The following is a 19,423-nucleotide window of genomic DNA, read 5'->3' on the forward strand; positions in this document are numbered from 1 at the left end:
ATGGCGTTTTTCTTCAAAAAACGGCCTCACATGCCGCTAGACCCTTACGAGGACCGCCCCTCTCGCCTCTTTCTCTTTTGGCAGCGTCAAAAGATGATTCTCCGGCGATTGAGCATTGTCATTCTCGTTGGGGTACTCCTCGCTGGAACAAGTTGGTTGGCATGGCTCAGCCTAGGTGGCCATGCTTTTACCAACGCCTTAACCGAACGCTTCGCCCAGCTAGACCCCCTCCGCATCCGTCACATCACCATAACAGGCCGCCATTTAACTGATGAAAGCGACGTGATGGAAGCCCTCGGCACGGGCTTAGACCATTCGCTCTTCGGTTTCTCCGTAGAGGATGCCCGCAAACGCCTTGATAAACTACCCTTTATTGAGCATTCGACCGTCGAGCGTCATCTACCCGATACAGTCCTCATCACGTTGGAAGAAAAACACCCTATCGCCATCTGGCAGATTGATGGCCATTTCATTCTCATCAACCAAAAAGGCGATAATGTCTCCCAGCAAGAGCTTACCGCACATAACCGCTCTGCTTTTCGCAAATTACCACTCGTTGTCGGGGCTGGGGCCAATTTAGAAGCCGCCTCTATTTTAGGGTTATTAGACCATTATCCCGACATTAATAGCCATGTTCTTGCCTTTATCCGTATCGGACAAAGACGTTGGAATATTCTAATGCAAAATGGCACAACCCTCCTCCTGCCCGAAGGGGCAGAGGCTGCCGCTTTGGAGCGCCTGCATAGCTACCAAACGGAATACCAACTCCTTGACCGTCCCTTAAAGACCATTGACATGCGCCTACCCGATCGTATGGTCATTCATCCCGCCACCCCCAGTACTGACCAGGATAACCCAACACCATCGTCCACGCCGCCGACAATTGGACATTAAGCCATTATGACATCTTCCCTCCCCTCACATACACAGGCTTTTCCCGTCCCCCAGCAGGATCGTGCCGTCCTCCCCATCCTCCCCTCAGAGGAGCAACAAGGCTTTGTTTGGACCCCCGGTTTAAAGGCGGTCTTGGATATTGGTTCCACCAAAATCACCTGCTTGATCGGACAAGGCTTAAAAAATGGGGGCTTACGTGTTCTTAGTTGGGGATGGAGACGCTCCGAGGGGGTTAATTCTGGCGCGATTGTTGATACAGCAAAGCTAGAGCGTGTTATCCGCGCTACCGTCGGTGATGCAGAGCGAAAAATTAGCCGTCGTATTCGAGATGTAACCGTCAATCTTTCCTGTGGTGCTCCCCGCAGTTACCATCTTGATACCTATCTCTCCCCCAATGGACGAGAAGTTGATGAAGCAGACTTACAAGAGCTTTACGAACAAGCCCGCTATGACGCTATAGAAACCGATCGCCGCATCATCCATGCTATGCCGCTAGGCTTTAACATTGATGAGAGCATCACCGTCCTCAACCCTTGTGGCCATCAATGCGAAAGATTAATGGGCAAGTTTCATATTATTGATGCCCAAACAAGTGTGATCCACACATTAGATGCCGTCCTACAGCGGGCTGAGCTTCGCGCTATTGATATACTCTCCAGCCCCATTGCCTCCGGCATCGCCGTGACGGACCATGACGAGCGCGACCTTGGCGTAACTGTCGTCGATATGGGGGCAGGCACTACGACATTGGCTGTTTTTGCCCGTGGGCGTGTCCTTTATACACGGCATATTCGGGTGGGTAGCCATCATATCACACGCGATATTGCCCTTGCTCTTTCAATCCCCATCGACGCGGCAGAACGTCTTAAAACACTCTATGGCGTAGCATATGCTTCCGCTGATGATGCCAGCCTTCCCATTGCCCTTCCTCTCTCGCATCATAATGGCATACGCCAAATTACACGGGCCGATATTGTCCGCGCTATCGCCCCCCGCGTAGAAGAGACATTAGAGATGCTCCGCCACGAGCTTAACGGCGCAGGCCTTGGCCGCCCCGCAGAAGGCCGCGTTGTCCTCACAGGCGGTGGGGCTTTGCTCAACGGTCTTGATAGCGTCGCCGCAGAAATCTTAAACCGCCCCGTCCAAGTTCGTCCTCCCAGTGGGATACGTGGTTTACCAGAATCCAGCCATCCCTCCATATGGGCAGGGTTTTCTACCGCGGCAGGCTTATTGGCTTGGTCCGCTGGCGCGCGCAGTAGCTTTTGCTTAGCAGAACAACACGCCCCTACACGCGGGCTTGGTAAACGACTAGCTGGCCTATTGCGCAAAAAACTATAATTTGGTTAGGATAATCAATATTTAAGGTTACATTTGTAAGCTCAGATGGTAGCCTACCACTACTTTGTAGCTGCCGTGTATTTTCTACGGTCCGCCTCGTACATAACCCCAGCCGGAGCAAGATCATTATGTCATTAACGCTGACACCAACCACCCCCGGTTTGAGTGCTGTAAGCCCCCCACGTATTACTGTTATTGGGGTTGGCGGCGGCGGTGTTAATGCCGTTAATAACATGATCACCAGCCAATTGCGCGGGGTCAATTTTATCGCGGCTAATACGGATGCCCAACAGCTAGCCCTCTCCAAAGCAGAGACACGCCTACAGCTCGGCCCCACCTTAACACGCGGTCTGGGGGCCGGTGCTAAACCAGAAGTTGGTCGCCAATCCGCCGAAGAAGTGGAAGATGAGATCCGCCAACATCTCGAAGGGGTGGACCTCGTTTTCGTCACCGCTGGTATGGGCGGGGGGACAGGGACTGGTGCCGCCCCTGTGGTTGCACGTATTGCCCATGAGACCGGTGCTCTAACCATTGGCGTTGTTTCCAAACCATTTGATTTTGAAGGCTCCCGCCGAGGGCGCGCTGCTGCAGCCGGCATTGCCGAGCTGGAAAAATACGTTGATACTTTACTCGTTATCCCCAACCAAAATCTTTTCGGCAGTGCCTCTCTGACAACCTCGTTGGTTGAGGCCTTCGCTATGGCGGATGATGTCCTCTATAGCGGTGTACGCAGTGTTACGGACCTCATGGTCGAAGCCGGCTATCAAAATCTCGACTTTGCTGATGTCCGTACCGTCATGAGCGGTATGGGCAAGGCAATGATGGGTATTGGGACAGCCTCCGCCGAAGAAGATGGCGAGGATTGGGCCATTACAGCTGCTGAGCGTGCTATTTCTAACCCTCTATTAGAGGAAACCTCTATTAAGGGGGCCCGTGCTTTGCTGGTCAATGTCACGCTAGGGCCAGATATGAGCTTACTTGCCTATAACCAAATTATGAATCTCATTCGCGAGACAGCGGATTGCGATGACGAAGAGATTAATAGCGGCTTTGTCGTCAATGAGAATATGAAAGGCAAAGTACAAGTCTCTGTTATTGCCACGGGGCTAGATGGCCGGCTCCATGCCGTTACACGGGAGGGTAATACTGCCGAAACCCCAACCGCAGAAACGCCCTCTCACCCACAAAAAGACGATACATCAACTGTAGCTGAGACAAACCCCTCATCCTCCAGCCCTGCTGAGGCCCAAACCTCTGAGCCTCATGCTGAGGATATTCCTCACCAGATTGCTGGCAGCTCCATCCCCCTAGCCTCCCATAATGCCCTTTACACTCCGCAAGAGCGTGAATCTCTGGAAGTTTCGCGCCCTCAAGAGGACGCTACACAAACAGGTGGTGGGCTTTTTAGCCGCTTTTTTCGGACCCGCCCTACCCCCGAGGCAGAGCGTAAAACCCCCACCCCACCCACGGAGCCAAAGCGGCATGACCAGCCCCTTCCCCCAAATGAGGAAGATGACCTAAACATCCCAACCTATTTACGACGCGGCCCTAAATCATAACAAAGCCTAGGGACAGAGCCCTTGTCGTTATCAGGCTTGTTCTATCACGTTGGATGAGGCTCGCATGCTTGCGCAACCTGCTTATATGGAACCTACAACATATCGCAGGTTGCGCCTGCCTCACCCCAAAAAGCATCGTCGCCCTCTCCAACAAACTACATTAAAACACGCGATCCATTGTCGGGGTGTCGGTTTACATAGCGGCCGCCCCGTTACCCTACGGCTTATCCCGGCCCCCGCTCATACAGGCTTACGCTTCCAACGTTTGGATTGCCCCGGTACCCCTTCCTTCCGTCTCACGCCAGAATGCATCATCAATAGCCCTCTAGCGACGGTCGCCTCTGCGCCTGGGCAAACGGGGCTTCACATCGCCACGATTGAACATCTCCTTGCGGCTCTTCATGCCTGCAAAATTGATAATCTTCTTATCCAGGTCGATGATGCAGAACTCCCCATTTTAGATGGCTGTGCCTCGTCTTTTCTCTTCCTCTTAGAAGCCGCAGGCCGTACCGCTCTCAACGCACCTCGCCACGTCATTCACATCTGCCGTCCCGTTTCTGTACAGGGGAAAAATGGGGCTTATGCTCGTCTTGCACCGCACCATACTGGACACCTCCATCTCTCTTTAAGTATCGACTTCCCCGCCCCGGCTATTGGCCAGCAATCTTATGCACTAACACTGGCTAAAGAGCCTTTTAAACGCGATATCGCCTTCGCCCGCACCTTTGTAAACTACGAAGATATTGCCCCCCTTCATGCTCAAGGCCTCGCCCTTGGGGGAACCCTAGAGAACGCTTTGGTCATCCAACATGACCATGCCCTCAACCCTGGCGGTATGCGCCGTCCTGATGAATGTGTCCGCCATAAAATGCTTGATGCAATTGGGGACCTTTATTGTGCTGGTTATGGTCTCTCCGGCCAATTTGAGGGGTATAAAACAGGCCATGCCCTTAATAACCAACTTTTGCGTGCGGTGTTATCATCTCGCAATAACTGGCAGTTTATTGCAGATTCCGCACCTGACCTTCCTTTACCTAGGAAGAATATCAGGCTAAAGGAAAAGAACCCTCTTCCCCTAGAAAACTCCCATGCTATAAGAAAATCATGGTCAGCAGCATCCTAAACTCACATAATACCCGCTCTCGTTTCTATCTTTCGGCTTTTACAGCTCCTGTTCTGCTAGGGTTTGCCCTGCTCACTGGCTGCTCATCGGATGCCGATATTCAGGCGAAATTGCCACGCACCGCAGATGCCGAAACCCTCTATAATTACGGGATTGATGCCCTCCATGGGGGCCATTATAAGCTCGCTAGTGCCGAGTTTGAGCTTCTGCAACAAAATTACCCTTATTCCGGCTATACTGGTAATGCGGAGCTGATGGAGGGGTATGCCTATTACCTCCAGGGCGAATATGCCCTCTCCGTCCAGCAGTTAGAACGCTATCTGCAACTCCACCCCACCAGCCCAGATGCCGCTTATGCCTATTATCTGCGCGGCTTGTGCTATTATGAGCAGATCGGCGATGTCTCGCGCGATCAACTTGGCACGCTAGAGGCTATGGACGCCCTGCAAGAAGTCATTACCCGTTTCCCCCAAACCTCTTACGCACGCGATGCGCAATTGAAGGTTGATCTCTGCCGCGATCATCTCGCCGGGAAAGAGATGTATGTAGGGCGTTATTATCAGCGTGAGAAAGACTATCAAGCCGCCTATGGGCGGTATCAGCGCGTTATCCAAGACTTCCAAACGACCAACCATGTGCCAGAAGCCCTTGAGCGTCTTGTAGAAGTGAACCTTGATCTTGGCTTACCAGATGAGGCCCGCCAAGCGGCGGCCGTATTAGGCTATAACGCGCCTGATAGCCGTTGGTATCATTTAGCCTATAATAAGCTAAAAGCTAACCATCAACTTACGCCACAACTTCGCAAGCCAGAGCCCCTACGCAAAGAGCCTAAAGAAAAGCGTCATCGCACTAAACATCACCGTGATGCATTAGTGCCTGCCCCCATGGTTAGCCACCCCGCTCAGCCAGATTCCGTCATTACACAGCCGGTCTCGGAGACACGCTCTAACCCTGTAACCTCGATTGATATCCCCCCAACAACGACAACCACCCCGCCGCCTACCAACAAGGCTAAGGGAGCCAAATAAGCCTCATCACAAGGCCAGTTAGACGAGGTACCCCTTGCTTAACTGGCCTTTTCTTCTCATATATTTGACATTGCATCATTTAAACACCACGGCAGCAATACGCCATCTTGGCCGAGTTCTGGAGGCTGCATTATGCTGACACATCTCTCCATCCGTGATGTTGTCTTAATCGAGAAACTGGACCTCCCCTTCCATGCGGGGCTAACCGTCCTAACGGGGGAAACCGGGGCCGGTAAATCCATCTTGCTCGATAGTTTAGGCCTTGCTTTGGGGGAGCGGACCAATAGCCGCATCATCCGCTCTGGGGCAGAGCAAAGCAGCGTTACCGCCGTGTTTGAGCTCCCCGCTGACCATCCCGCTTATGCCCTCCTCCGCCAAAAAGACATTGCCTCTATTGAGGAAGGCGAGCCTATCGTCCTCCGCCGTATTGTCACGCAAGAGGGACGCTCCCGCGCTTATATTTGTGACCAACCAGTCGGCATCACTATTTTGCGGGATGTTGCCGCCTTACTGGTGGAGATTCAAGGCCAGCATGAACAAATGGGGCTGGCGAATCAAGCGGCTCATCAATCATTATTAGATGCATTCGGCGTTCCTACCACCTTATGCCAAAAGGTCGCCAAAACGTGGGATGAATGGCAAAATGCCCTCCGTTCCCTAAAGACCGCTCGCAAAGAGATAGAGGAGGCCACCCAAGAGGAGGACTGGCTCCGCCAAATTGCAGAGGACCTCACCGCCCTCGCTCCCCAAGAAGGCGAGGAGGAAGAACTCGCCGCTCTCCGCGTTAAACTCCAACAAGATGAACGGCGGGGCGAGGCCGTAGCCGCTGCTTTGGGTGAACTCACCCCGCGGGACCGCCGCTCAGCCACGCCAGCCAATGCCCTGCGTGCGGCTAATCGTGCGCTCTCTCGCCTCTTACCCTCCCCTTTAGATCGGGAACAAGCCACTGCACAGGAGATTCCCTCTGCTCAGCAAGAGCAAGCGCAAGATGCTCTCACCGCGCTAGAAAAAGCCGAAGAATATCTCGCTGAGGCCGAAACCCTCCTCTCCCGCCTCGCGGTAGATACCACCATGGATTCACGCCTCTTAGAAGAGACTGAAGGGCGGCTCTTTACCCTTCGCGCTGAAGCCCGCAAACATAAGATAAGTGTTAGCGAACTCCCCAATTTTCTGGACAATATCAATCAACGCCTCGCCTCGATTGAGTCCAGCACAGAGGCTCTCACAAAATTAGAAGAACAAGTACACCAAAAGCGCGCCGCTTATGAGGCCGCAGCGCAAGAGCTTAGCACCGCTAGGGAAAAAGCCGCCCGCCAGATTGAAAAACGCGTCATGGCGGAATTAGCCCCCCTCAAATTAGAACGCGCCCGCTTTATTGTAGAACTCTCCTCCCTCGCACCAGAGCAATGGAACCGCCATGGGATGGAGCAGGTCGCCTTCCTCATTGCCGCTAACCCCGGACAACCCCCCGGCCCACTTGGCAAGGTCGCCTCTGGGGGAGAACTCTCCCGCCTTATGCTCGCTCTTAAAGTCGTACTCGCGGGGCGGTCCTCCCTTACAACGCTCGTATTTGATGAAGTTGATTCCGGCGTGGGCGGGGCCACGGCCTCAGCCATTGGCGAGCGACTTCATCGCGTAGCGCAGGATGTGCAGGTGCTGGCCATCACCCATAGCCCGCAAGTTGCCTCTCGTGGGGATTATCAACTCCGCATTGCCAAGCATGTAAAGCAAAACCACACGCAAACCAGCGCAACCCTCCTCAGTGAGGAAGAACGCCGGGAAGAACTCGCCCGTATGCTTGCGGGCACTACCGTTACCGATGCCGCCCGTGCGGCGGCCGATAGCCTTTTGGGACCCACAAAACCATGACCACCCAAACCCCGGCCCAACGTCACGCAGAGCTTGAAGCCAAAATCGCCCGATGGAATGAGGCGTATCATGGCCATGACGCGCCGGAAGTCTCCGATGCTCTTTATGACCAAACCCGGCTAGAGCTTGTCATGCTAGAGGCTCGCCACCCCGAATTAAAACGAAAAGATGGTGCCTCTGCCCAGATCGGGGCTGCCCCTAACCCTGCCTTCGGCAAGGTCGAGCATCGCGCGCCTATGCTCTCGCTCGATAATGTTTTTAATGAGGAAGACTTCGCCCATTTCATCAGCAAGATTGGCCGTTTTTTAGGGCTTGATAATAGCCAAACTGATGCCCTCATCTTCATTGCAGAGCCTAAAATTGATGGGCTTTCCATCAACCTAACCTATGAAGATGGCCACCTTACAGTCGCCACCACCCGCGGCGATGGCACGGTTGGGGAGGATGTTACAGCCAATATCCGTACCATCAGCACAATCCCACAACAGCTCCCCGCCCCTTATCCTGCTGTTATCGAAATCCGGGGCGAAATCTTTATGAGCCGCGCGGCCTTTCTCGCCCTCAATAAACAACAAGAAGAACGCGGTGAGAAGCCCTTCGCCAACCCACGCAATGCCGCTGCTGGGTCCCTCCGCCAATTAGATGCTTCTATTACCGCGCGCCGTCCTTTAGGGCTTTTTGCTTATGGGATGGGCTATAATACGGGGCTTGATGTCACCACCCATACAGAATGGCTCGATCAGCTAAAATCGTGGGGCTTCAGCGTTAATCCCCTCTCCCGCACCATCCATCATGCCAGTGATGTCCCCGCTTATGTGGCAGAGCTTGCTGCGGCACGGCCTGACCTTGATTATGATATTGATGGCATCGTTTTTAAACTTGACGATATCGCCCTCCAAACACGGCTCGGCTTTGTAGGCCGTGCGCCTCGCTGGGCGATTGCGTGGAAGTTCCCTGCCGAACAAGCCATCACCCGCCTTAATGATATTGAGGTCCAAGTCGGCCGTACAGGGGCCCTCACCCCCGTGGCGCATTTAGAGCCTATCAATGTTGGTGGGGTCATCGTCTCGCGGGCTACCTTGCATAATGAGGATGAAATCCGCCGCCTTGATGCCCGCCCCGGTGACCTCGTCCAAATTCAACGCGCAGGGGATGTCATTCCCCAAATCGTGCGCGTTATGGATGCAGAGCGTCCAAACCGTGCCCCGCCTTTCCACTTCCCCGACCACTGCCCCGTCTGCCACGCCCATGCCGAACGTATAGGTGATGAAGCCGTACGCCGATGCAGCGGTGGCCTTACCTGCCCCGCTCAAACGGTCGAGCGACTCATTCACTTTGTCTCTCGCAAGGCCTTTGATATTGATGGCCTTGGCGAACGCAGCATTCGCAGCTTTTACGAGCTCGGTCTTGTTCGCCGCCCCGGGGACATCTTCCGCCTATATGAGCATAAAGACCGCCTCCAAAAGTTAGAAGGCTGGGGGCCACAATCGGTCGAAAACCTCCTTAACGCGATTGAAGCCCGCCGCACCATCAGCTTTGCGCGGTTCATCTACGCCCTTGGCATCCGGCGTATTGGGGAACGTAACGCCCAACTTCTGGCCCGCCATTATCACAGCTACCCCATATGGCATAAAGCTATGATGGCCGCGCAACAGCCTGATAGCGAAGAGCGCGCTCATCTTAGTGCCATTATGGGCATCGGCCCCGCCATTGCAGAAGAAATCGCCAATTTCTTTGAGGAAGAGCATAATCAAGAGGCCTTAAATGACCTCACCCCCGCCCTCACCATCTCAGAGGAAACCACCCCCACCCGCGGTGAAGGGGACGATGCCCCTTTAACAGGGGAGATTATGGTCTTTACTGGCTCCCTCACCACGATGTCCCGCCCGGAAGCCAAAGCCATTGCCGAGCGTCTTGGCGCGCAAGTAACAGATAGCGTCTCGCGCCGCACCACGCTGGTTGTTTTGGGTGAAAAAGCAGGCTCTAAAGCCAAAAAGGCCCATGAGCTTAACATCCGCACTGTTAACGAAGCCGAATGGCGCGCGATTGCCGGGTTAGCAGGAGACGTGTAGAGACAATCCATGCCCACTATATCACCAACCCACCATCCCCTCCTGATGCTCACAACCGGCCTCATCGCTATTGTGCTGCTTATTGGGGTGTCCGTCCTCATCTCCCTTTCGGAGATTTCCTTCGCTGCGGCGCGCGAGACGCGTATGCGTGCCCTAGCCGAGGCTGGGGATAAACGCGCCCGCGCCTTCCTTCGCCTCCGCCGCAATAGCGGACAAGTGATGACGGCTATCCAAATCTGCCTCAACGCGGTTGGGATTCTCGGCGGTGTGATTGGTGATGCCCTCCTTACCGACCCCTTTGCCGATGGGCTTTGTGCGCTAGGCATGGCCGCCCCTTTAGCGGAGAAAATAGGCTCCTTCAGCTCCTTTATCCTCGTCACTGGGCTATTCGTCCTCTTTGCGGACCTCCTGCCCAAACGCACAGCGATGAACGCCCCGGATAAAATCGCCCTCGCTGTTGGATGGTTCCCCGCCCTTGTCCTAAAATTGCTTTACCCGGCTGTGTGGGTCTTTTCGCATATTGCAGACCTCATCTTAAAACTCCTGCGCATCCCTGCTACCGCCACGGTAGAGCCTGTCACACCGGAGGACCTCCGCGCCATTCTGGCCGCAGGTACAGCCTCTGGCGTGTTGCTAGAGCAAGAACATCAAATGATTCAAAATGTCATGGCCTTACAGACACGCTCTGTGACCTCCGCCATGACCCCGCGTGATGAAATCGTCTATCTTGATGTCAATGAAAGCTTGGAGAGCCAACGCGATAAAGTCCGTGTCCGACCTTACTCGCGCTATCCTTTATGTAATGGCTCGTTAGACCAAGTTATCGGCTCTATTCGGGCTGAAGATGTTCTCGTCGCTGTGGTGGATGAACCCGCCACTCTGACAAACCCTCAAAAAGCCCCTCCCAAACAAATCTTCAACATGCGGCGTGATGTTCTCTCCCTGCCCGATACGCTTAATCTTTGGGAGACGCTCGCGCAGTTCGATACACATGGGGCAGGTTTTGCGCTCATCTTTAACGAATATGGGTTAGTTGTTGGCCTCATCACCTATAAGGATATTATGGGTGCGCTCATGGATGGGCTTGCTAACCCATTTGAGGAACAAGCCATCGTCCGCCGTGATGATGATTCTTGGCTCATTGACGGGGCAGCCCCTGTTCTTGATGTCGTGCGGGAGCTTGATATTCCTCTCATTCTTGACCATGCCGAGTTTGATACAATCGGCGGCTTTGTCATCCACCGCCTCCGCCGTATGGCCCGCAAGGCTGATCGTATTGAGGTTGCAGGGTTCCGCTTTGAGGTAGTCGATGTCGAGCGATTCCGCATCAATCAGCTCCTCGTCACACGGATGAAGAAGGCCATTCCATGACGCCCTCTCTTGCCACACCGTACGGCACGGCCCAAGATGCGCTGCTCATTATCGATATGCAGCGGGACTTCATGCCCGGTGGGGCCTTACCTGTCTCCGATGGAGATAGGCTCATCCCTCATATCAATCAGCTAACAAAGCTTGGCTTTCGTGCCGTCATCGCTACGCAGGACTGGCACCCGGCAGGCCATTGCTCCTTCACCCAACAAGGCGGGCCTTGGCCTATCCATTGCCTCGCAGGCAGCCACGGTGCCGCCTTTGTGGATGGGTTAAACCACAACCCTATAACCCATATCATCCGCAAAGGCACAGCATTGGGAGCAGACTCCAACTCCGCCTTTTACGATGATGCAGGCACATCCACCGGGCTAACCGCCCTGCTCAAAGGCTTAGGCGTATCCCGCGTCTTTCTCTGCGGTGTAGCGTTGGATGTCTGCGTGCTCGCAAGCGCGCGCCACGCCGTGCAGGATGGCTTTACCACCACCATCCTCCAACACGCCTCTGCGGGCATCAACATCACGTCTGAATTTTTCGCAAAAGCCAAGCGTGAGCAGATTCATATCAGCAACCCCTAATTCACGGCATCGTCTCTTGCGGCTTCGAGAGCCATCCCCCCGTAAATCCGGCTTTCTCCAACCCTGCACGGATATAACGGTTCTTCCGCATCACCTTCCATACAAAGCCGCTGCGTAGATTCTCAATCATCAGCAAAATTGGCCCTTGATCAATACCAAGCTGCTGCTCATCCACCCAGAACCCATCCTTCGTCTCAAAACTTGGGTTAAACGCATCCAAAAAACCATATTGATTATAAATCCGCTCCCCGTAACGTTCCTTCATCGCTTTTAGCGCAGGCAGCGTAATTTCCGGCGCAAACGCAACGGACCCACCTATGGCCGTTGGGGCAATCGTACCATCATCTAAGACATAATCGCGCCCCGCCCCACGGGCACTATAAGCCATAAAATGCCGCTTCTGCCCATCGACCTCACGCTCAGCCTCACCCGGCCCATCGGAGGCCGTTAAGCCCCAGATATTCTCATCATATCCCCGCCAATGGCCCGGATTATGCACGGCATAATCCCGCTGCGCATAAACAGCCTCACGACTATTCTGGAAGTAATCATACCCGCGCTCACGGCTCGCTTTATCGCGAATATCACGGAAATCGACCCACGATTCGCTATATTGATGCCCAAATAATGGCGCGAAATTAAGGAGATGATGCCCGTAAAACTCCCCTTGCTGTCCTTTATGCGTCTCCGTCCAACGGTCCCATATTCCCGCTGGCAGAGCATGAGATGGGGCCCCTAACGCCATAACATACAGCATCAGCCCCTCATTATAGCCTTTCCATTCCGCAGAGAGGAACTTATCAGGCGGCATCCACCCCATGCTCAACCAAGAGCTTTTACCGCCTGTCATCCAACGCCAATTCACACGGCGATAAAGCTTATCCGCTAATGCCCGAATCTCACGCTCATCAGCATTATGTCCATCATAATAAGACTGAGTGAATAACACCCCAGCCATCAATAAGGCCGTATCAATACTCGAAAGTTCCGACCAATCTGCCACGCGCAAACCGGTCTCAGAATCTAAGAAATGGTAGAAAAACCCACGATACCCCGCCGTCCCATTCACCGCGCGCCCTTGCGGTAAAGAGAGAAGAAAACGCAGCGTGACCAAACTGCGCTCCACAGCCTGCGCCCGTGTGATATAGCCGCGCTCCACACCAATGCCATAAGCTGTCAAACCAAAGCCAACACTGGCAATACTCGCTGCCCCATGCGGCAAAGGCGCACGGTCTGGCACCAACCCATTGCGCGGATTCGCCGTCTCCCAAAACCAATTGAACGTACGATGCTCCACATCCTCAAGGAAAATATCATGAGCAGAAAGGGAAGTTGACGTTTTATAAATTACAGTTTGCGCGGTCGCATAAGAAGAGATAGGCAATATGCCCCCCATCCCCACAATGGCAAGCGGAAGGATACGCAATATACGCCAAGAAGATGAAAAAATCTTATTATGCCAACATGCCATGGAAACTATCCCTCCATTAGACTCTCTCATTCCAACCCCAAGGAATGATTTACAGCTTACATGACAATTATCACCATTGTGAATTCCTTTTTTTGAAGTTTTATCTTTAATAATTAATTCATAATATGAGATAAAAAATTCTTATAGCTCTAATATCATTTTTTTTATACAACAAAGGAACGGTTAACGTCCTAATAGATTCTACAACAATGAACTCTATACCTATTATTCTTGCATTCAACCAAGATTTTACCTTACCTGCTTTGACAACAATATATTCACTTATACAGCATTGCTCTGACCTACGCCGTATCGAATTTTTTATTTTCTATGATGCACTTAACCCTTACGTTATGCATCTTATTGAGAAATTTATCCACTCTTGCGGGCCGCTTGTCACTTTCATTAAATGCAGCACTGCATTCGAGGGTTACAATATCCCCACGCACGACCCTAGGCATCCCAAAGAAGTTTTCTTCCCGCTCTTAATCCCTAAATATTTCGCCTCTTACGACCAAGCTCTTTTCTTAGATTCTGACCTTTTCATTCGTGATGATATTCTCACAATGATTGATGCTATGCCTAATGACAAAAAAATAGGCGCTGTTAAGGATACATATCATAGTCATCTACATACAAGTCATATATGGGGCTTTGAGGATTATACAAGAAACACCCTTCAAATAAGACATTATGAAAACTACTTTAATAGTGGTGTCGTCCTCTTTAATACAAAAAACATTACTACCGAAGAAGCAAAACACTGCATTGAATTGATAAAAAATCAATGGCAATCACATGATGAATCTATTTTAAATTATCTTTTCCAAGATTCTCTGCATCTTTTTCCCAGTAAATGGAACGTCAATATAGAATATATGCATCTTCCCCCAGAAGAGTTCCGCCAGTCTTTTCAGTCAGACCTCATCGAAGGACGGCAGAATGCTGCCATTTGCCATTTTGCGGGACCAAGCAAACCTTGGCAGCAACAACCAGAATACCGCCTTCTTACCTATTACCCCGAATATGAAAGTACATGGCACGCACTACAAAAGCGTCTTGCCCCCTTAGCAGCAGAAATCTTATGTGGTTCCCTATGGGATAGCGTACCCCCAAAATAAAAAACAATATTTAATGCACAATTAAAATACTAAATTTCCTATTTTCATGAATGATTATATGAATTACATTCAATAAAATGTTTTATATTTATAAAAGGTAAATAATGAAATTTTGTATTATCGGTGCTGGTTTTAGTGGGGCCATCATTAGCCGACATCTCGCCCTACAAGGCCATGACGTTCTCCTGCTAGATGAGCGCCCACATCTCGCAGGTAACTGCCATACATCACGTGATCCTAGCAGCCATATTATGCTACACCATTACGGCCCGCATATCTTTCATACAGCCCATCACCATGTTTGGGAGTTCATAACGCAATTTGGCACATTCCGCCCTTATATTAACCGCGTTAAGGCGGTCTCACAAAATCAGATTTTTTCCCTTCCTATCAATTTAATGACTATTAATCACTTTTATAAAAAAACTATGAATCCTCGCGAGGCTGAGGAATTTATTTATGCCATCTCTGACAAAACAATCAAAAACCCTTCTAATTTTGAAGAACAAGCTCTTTCTATGATTGGAAAGGACCTATATTACGCCTTCTTCCAAGGCTATACACGTAAACAATGGGGCATGGACCCAAAAAAACTCCCTGCTTCTATTCTAAAGAGACTACCTGTTCGATTCAATTACGATGATAATTACTTTAGCCATCCTTACCAGGGCATCCCCGAAAAAGGATATACAGCCCTCGTTGAATCTATGCTCTTAAACCTTCCTATAGACATCAAACTCAATACAAAGTTTGAAGAACTCCCTTTTAAAGAGGCTTTTGACCACATCTTCTATACAGGACCGATTGACCGTTACTTTAACTATGCTTATGGCCATCTACCCTACCGCACATTAGATTTTGAAAAGCAGGAAGGCCACGGTGATTACCAAGGCACAGCCGTTATTAACTATTGTGATGAAAATATCCCTTACACCCGCATCGCCGAACATAAACATTTTACACCATGGGAGGCACCTCACTTAGAAAAAACAATCTGGTTTCGGGAATATAGCCGCCTCGCCCAAGAGAAAGACATACCCTATTACCCCATAAGATTAGCCCAGCAAGACGCCATGCTCACCACCTATATCCAACGCGCTGAAGCAACTCCCCATGTCTCTTTCTTAGGACGGCTAGGGACCTATCGTTACCTCGATATGGATGTAACCATACACGAGGCCCTCAAAGCATGTTCAGTTATTGATCATGCCCTTAAAACAGACACCCCAATCCCAAGCTTCTTCCACACATCCAGTTGACCAGAGAAAATACAGAGGCTCAAAATTCCTCTATATCCCCTGGTCATACATTTTCATCTTATTGAACATGCAAGGGTAAATTCCCCATCCGCTCTGTGGGAATGGTATCAAAAATATACCGCCATTCCTCCCGCAAGCGAGAAGCAACGTCAGCCTCAGCAATCATATCCAAAAGGTAATTTAAACGCTCTTCCCACGCGCGCCGTACAGTATTTTCTGCCTCACGTACGGCAGGGATACTCCGCAAACGGTCTAACTCCCTTTGCGTTGCCAGCTCACGCAGCAGAACATTCTCATTAACAGCGGTAGAGGTATCCTCAAGCTGGGTAATATAAGAATTAGCCCAATAATCCGCATAACGCTCTACACCGAAAGAAATAGCACCATCCAATCCACTATTACGGGCATATTTCCATATCCATTCTACAATGGATTTAAAGTAGTAGTGCGATATATAGATCTTATCAAAATAGCCATGATCAGAGAAAGCAGGATCACGCCCAATGCCAGGTGGTGGATTACGATATTCATGCAATCCGCCATTTGCTAATCTATATGTAAAGGAGTCCCCGTACCACCAAAGGGGATTATGCGGACGCGATTGTAAAACCTTCTGCGGACGACAGACAGACTTCACTAACCGCCACCCCTCTCCCACACGACCATGAGAGACAATAACCCGATTACGTTGTGTCAGCGGGACGGTCAGGTCGGCAAAACCATTTTGATTCACTTCAGATGAAATGAACTGCCAGTTTAAAGCGATGGCGTCCGTATCCCAACGCTCCATCCCTCTTAGATAATCCTGCACCTTATCAAACATAGGCGAGAGTGTAATAAACTCATCACCATCGAGGATAAAGCTCCACTCATAATCCAAAATATCCGGTAGGATGTTCAGCGCATGACCATAAGCCTTAAGCTGCGCTGAATCCCCTAAAGACACCTTGTTATCAATATAGGTGATAATACCTTCATCATGCAGAGTTTTTAAAAGAATATCCGACTGATCATCATTATCATTACTATAGATGAAAAAATGCTCGACCCCCATATTCCTATGGTAAGCGATCCATTCCAGTAAATAGATACCTTCATTACGCACGGTAGAGAGGAGACATACTTTCTTCCGAGGGGTAATGTGGCCTCGCATATATTGTAACAACATATGCAAGAACCCCTCGGGGGATCCTACTACGCCGTATGTCAAGCGTATATTCGCTGCATCACAAAGCAGCGAACCATGCGCCGCTGGCCGTCCACCATCCTGCCAAGCAACTAAGCTATTAATCGCATCTAGCCAAAAAACATCTCTTACTTTCCGACTTAACGCATCTAATAACGCCTTGTCCTTAAACAACAAAGCTGCGAAGGCTTTCAGATCCCGCGTACGTATAAAAGGGAAAAGCCCGTCTAAAACATGCTGGAGATAATGCCCCTCATAATTGAGAATCAAAGCACGCAGGCCCTCAGGGCTGATCGTGCGTTGAAAATGCCCTGCAAATTCTCGCCCTAAATGTAATAAGGCGCCTTCTGGTGGTTCTACTGGGCAGAAATGGAATTGCTCCCATCCCTTCATCTGCACACAATCACCCAGTAAATAATTTACACCCTTAGCGTAGGACCAAGCATGGGTTGTGCAAAAGCGCTCCTGCACAAAAACACTTTCCAACCCGGCATATTCTCCACTTTCCACCGTCTTAATACGCCGGAAGGGGATCACTGTGCCCTTATAGAGGAACTGGTCTATCCATAAAACGGAGGGGGATGCCTCCACTTCCTCGGGAGGCTCCGCCGTCAAAAATGCGTAATCAGGCCACTGCGGGAAGACCACACATAACAACGGACGATATACCGACGTGCCATCTTCCGCGCGCGAGGTCATCTCATCACTACGTACATGGCAAACAGCACCATCCTTCTGCCTTACGGCCAACCAGCCTCCGTGGGCAGTTTCCAAATAAAAAAAACTTCCCCGGTCTGCATTCATGCCTGACAACCCTTCTGCATTTTCACTACACCGATCTCATTTTTTTATCTTGGCACCCTTATCAGGTATTGATATTGTTCGCCTATGCAAACATTACCTTTACCTCCAGCAGGCACCATCCCCATTGTTTTGGGACTAAGCGAAAACTTCGCACCATACGCCTATACTACCATACAATCCGGGTTAGACAATATTCTTCCTGGTGTCCGACTGGCGTTTTATTTATTCCATGAAGGCATGTCAAAAGAGACACAGGACATTGGCCGCCGCCTCTTTAACTCGCCTCGTTCGGAAATCCATTTTGTCGATATTAGCGAATGGATGAATAAAAACAACCCCTCATACTTAGGACATGCGTCTCGTCCTACTTTTTATCGTTTGGCTATTCCAGAAGTTCTTCACAACTTTCCGCGCGTTATTTACCTCGATTCTGATATTTTTATGCGTCGTTGCCCAAGCGGGCTTTTCTACTCCATTCATAAGGACGCGCAGATCGGCGCTACGCGGGACCTCCTTATGATTCCCGCTCAACATAATGGATTCCGCCTTCCCAAAGAGGTCGCCGGGGGGCCCCCTCTTATCGATTATCACCGGGGCGCTTTGGGTGTTCAAAACTCCGACGATTATTTCCAAGGCGGCGTGTTGGTCATCAACATCGATAAAATTACCGAGCACCAAGTGCGGGAGTGTGGCACCCTATGCGGCACTCTTTTTTGGATGATGGACCAAGATATTCTCAACCGCGTCTTTTACGGCCATGTTTGCTTTATTCATCCCAATTGGGATGTTTGCTGGGGGCCAGGCTGTGAGGAAGCGAGTGAAAATCTCCCCCCCCATTGGAGGGACTTATATCGTGAAACCCTGAAGGATCCTTTTGCGATTCACTACACAGGCTTCCCAAAGCCGTGGAATGGCTGGGACGGCCCCTTCACAGATGATTACCGCAGAACTCTAGAACGAGTTATGCAGTATTTCTAATAAAAAATCCCCGGATCAACTCCGGGGATTTTTTTGACCTCTAATAAAGCGTCTTACTTTATAAAGTCTCAATCCTCTAATGGTACATTAGAGCGTGTCACGGTTAGTTTTACTTGGTCACTCTCTGGGCTGAGCAATAATACATCAACAGACTTACCAGCCGGAATCTCGCCAATTTCAGCCAATTTCTCTAGGTTTCTAGAAAGCGCGACTTTCTGTCCCCCTAACCAGAAAAAGTTCCCAATATTCTGAGAAACATCCGGCCAGGCCAAACCACTCACTGGCTTACCATTAATCTTAAGCTCTGCCAGAGAACCATCTAGAAAAATGGAAAAAGCATCCATCATTGGCTTAGTTAAAGGAATGAAGCGTTCCCAATCCAACAAATAGCCGGCATACCAATGCATATCCTCATTGCTTGGGTTGATGGACAAAAAGGTCCCCGCAGCCCCCTGCGTTTGAAGCCCAACAATATGCTTCCCTGCTTCGACAAACTGCGCTTCTGGCAAACCCTGAGGGATAGAAGATGTCCGACGCAGCATCACACGCGACGGCGTCTGCACTGGCCAAGACGAAATCATAAAAAGGTCAGGATATTCACACGGCGTTAAAAACTGACGCCGTAGCTCCTTCCGGTCCCCATCATAATTCACCACATGACCAAACCAGTCCAAAAGCCATATACGTTGCAGGGCATCAAAATCAGGCATAAATTTTTCCTCCAAAGGGAATGAGTATATGCCTCACTTAGCATATACTCTCTTATCAAGTCCTA

Annotated in this window: 15 protein-coding genes; 12 read left to right on the forward strand and 3 right to left on the reverse strand. The window is 50.7% G+C overall.

Annotated elements, in window-relative coordinates; genetic code table 11:
• The 9 genes from NQF64_RS03770 to NQF64_RS03810 all read left to right on the forward strand — a co-directional run bounded on the left by NQF64_RS03770 (position 1) and on the right by NQF64_RS03810 (position 11,829).
• Positions 1-894, forward strand: a complete 894-nt coding sequence (locus NQF64_RS03770; protein ID WP_266106489.1) for a cell division protein FtsQ/DivIB — start codon at positions 1-3, stop codon at positions 892-894.
• Positions 895-900: 6 nt separating this feature from the next.
• Positions 901-2,232, forward strand: coding sequence for a cell division protein FtsA (gene ftsA / locus NQF64_RS03775; protein ID WP_266106490.1), 1,332 nt, complete (start codon positions 901-903; stop codon positions 2,230-2,232).
• A gap of 128 nt (positions 2,233-2,360) precedes the next feature.
• Positions 2,361-3,791 carry a cell division protein FtsZ gene (gene ftsZ, locus NQF64_RS03780; RefSeq protein ID WP_266106491.1) on the forward strand — a complete coding sequence of 477 codons (1,431 nt, stop codon included), beginning with the start codon at positions 2,361-2,363 and terminating at the stop codon, positions 3,789-3,791.
• Positions 3,792-3,855: 64 nt separating this feature from the next.
• Positions 3,856-4,914, forward strand: coding sequence for a UDP-3-O-acyl-N-acetylglucosamine deacetylase (gene lpxC / locus NQF64_RS03785; protein WP_266106492.1), 1,059 nt, complete (start codon positions 3,856-3,858; stop codon positions 4,912-4,914).
• Entirely contained in the window at positions 4,896-5,942 is a 1,047-nt protein-coding gene (locus NQF64_RS03790; protein WP_099027203.1) for an outer membrane protein assembly factor BamD, read from the forward strand. The genes lpxC and NQF64_RS03790 overlap by 19 nt, the downstream gene beginning before the upstream one ends.
• A gap of 132 nt (positions 5,943-6,074) precedes the next feature.
• Positions 6,075-7,811, forward strand: coding sequence for a DNA repair protein RecN (gene recN / locus NQF64_RS03795; protein WP_266106493.1), 1,737 nt, complete (start codon positions 6,075-6,077; stop codon positions 7,809-7,811).
• Positions 7,808-9,883, forward strand: a complete 2,076-nt coding sequence (ligA, locus tag NQF64_RS03800; protein WP_266106494.1) for an NAD-dependent DNA ligase LigA — start codon at positions 7,808-7,810, stop codon at positions 9,881-9,883. Before recN ends, ligA begins: the two co-directional genes overlap by 4 nt.
• 9 nt (positions 9,884-9,892) lie before the next feature.
• Positions 9,893-11,254 carry a hemolysin family protein gene (locus NQF64_RS03805; RefSeq protein WP_099027206.1) on the forward strand — a complete coding sequence of 454 codons (1,362 nt, stop codon included), beginning with the start codon at positions 9,893-9,895 and terminating at the stop codon, positions 11,252-11,254.
• The gene (locus NQF64_RS03810; protein ID WP_266106495.1) at positions 11,251-11,829 is read left to right on the forward strand and encodes an isochorismatase family protein; all 579 of its coding nucleotides are present in this window, start codon (positions 11,251-11,253) and stop codon (positions 11,827-11,829) included. The genes NQF64_RS03805 and NQF64_RS03810 overlap by 4 nt, the downstream gene beginning before the upstream one ends.
• Position 11,830: 1 nt before the next feature.
• On the opposite strand, the gene NQF64_RS03815 is transcribed toward NQF64_RS03810, so the two are convergent.
• Positions 11,831-13,300 carry a glucoamylase family protein gene (locus NQF64_RS03815; protein WP_407651793.1) on the reverse strand — a complete coding sequence of 490 codons (1,470 nt, stop codon included), beginning with the start codon at positions 13,298-13,300 and terminating at the stop codon, positions 11,831-11,833.
• Positions 13,301-13,509: 209 nt separating this feature from the next.
• Between NQF64_RS03815 and NQF64_RS03820 the strand changes: the two genes are divergently transcribed.
• Both NQF64_RS03820 and glf read left to right on the forward strand, forming a co-directional pair.
• A complete protein-coding gene (locus NQF64_RS03820) occupies positions 13,510-14,421 on the forward strand; it encodes a glycosyltransferase family 8 protein (protein WP_099027208.1) in 912 nt (303 codons plus the stop codon).
• 104 nt (positions 14,422-14,525) lie between these two features.
• Complete coding sequence (glf, locus tag NQF64_RS03825) at positions 14,526-15,680, forward strand: UDP-galactopyranose mutase (RefSeq protein ID WP_099027209.1); 1,155 nt, start codon at positions 14,526-14,528, stop codon at positions 15,678-15,680.
• Positions 15,681-15,738: 58 nt separating this feature from the next.
• Here glf and NQF64_RS03830 read toward each other — a convergent pair whose 3' ends face one another.
• The gene (locus NQF64_RS03830) at positions 15,739-17,670 is read right to left on the reverse strand and encodes a glycosyltransferase family 2 protein (RefSeq protein WP_266106496.1); all 1,932 of its coding nucleotides are present in this window, start codon (positions 17,668-17,670) and stop codon (positions 15,739-15,741) included.
• 84 nt (positions 17,671-17,754) lie between these two features.
• On the opposite strand from NQF64_RS03830, the gene NQF64_RS03835 reads away from it, so the two are divergent.
• A complete protein-coding gene (locus NQF64_RS03835) occupies positions 17,755-18,648 on the forward strand; it encodes a glycosyltransferase family 8 protein (protein WP_099027211.1) in 894 nt (297 codons plus the stop codon).
• Positions 18,649-18,716: 68 nt separating this feature from the next.
• Here the strand turns inward: NQF64_RS03835 and NQF64_RS03840 are convergent, their stop codons facing one another.
• Positions 18,717-19,358 (reverse strand): hypothetical protein, encoded by a 642-nt coding sequence (locus NQF64_RS03840; protein WP_099027212.1) that lies wholly within the window; start codon positions 19,356-19,358, stop codon positions 18,717-18,719.
• Positions 19,359-19,423 lie beyond the last annotated feature (65 nt).

Source organism: Bombella saccharophila (assembly GCF_026385475.1).
Lineage (GTDB): Bacteria > Pseudomonadota > Alphaproteobacteria > Acetobacterales > Acetobacteraceae > Bombella > Bombella saccharophila.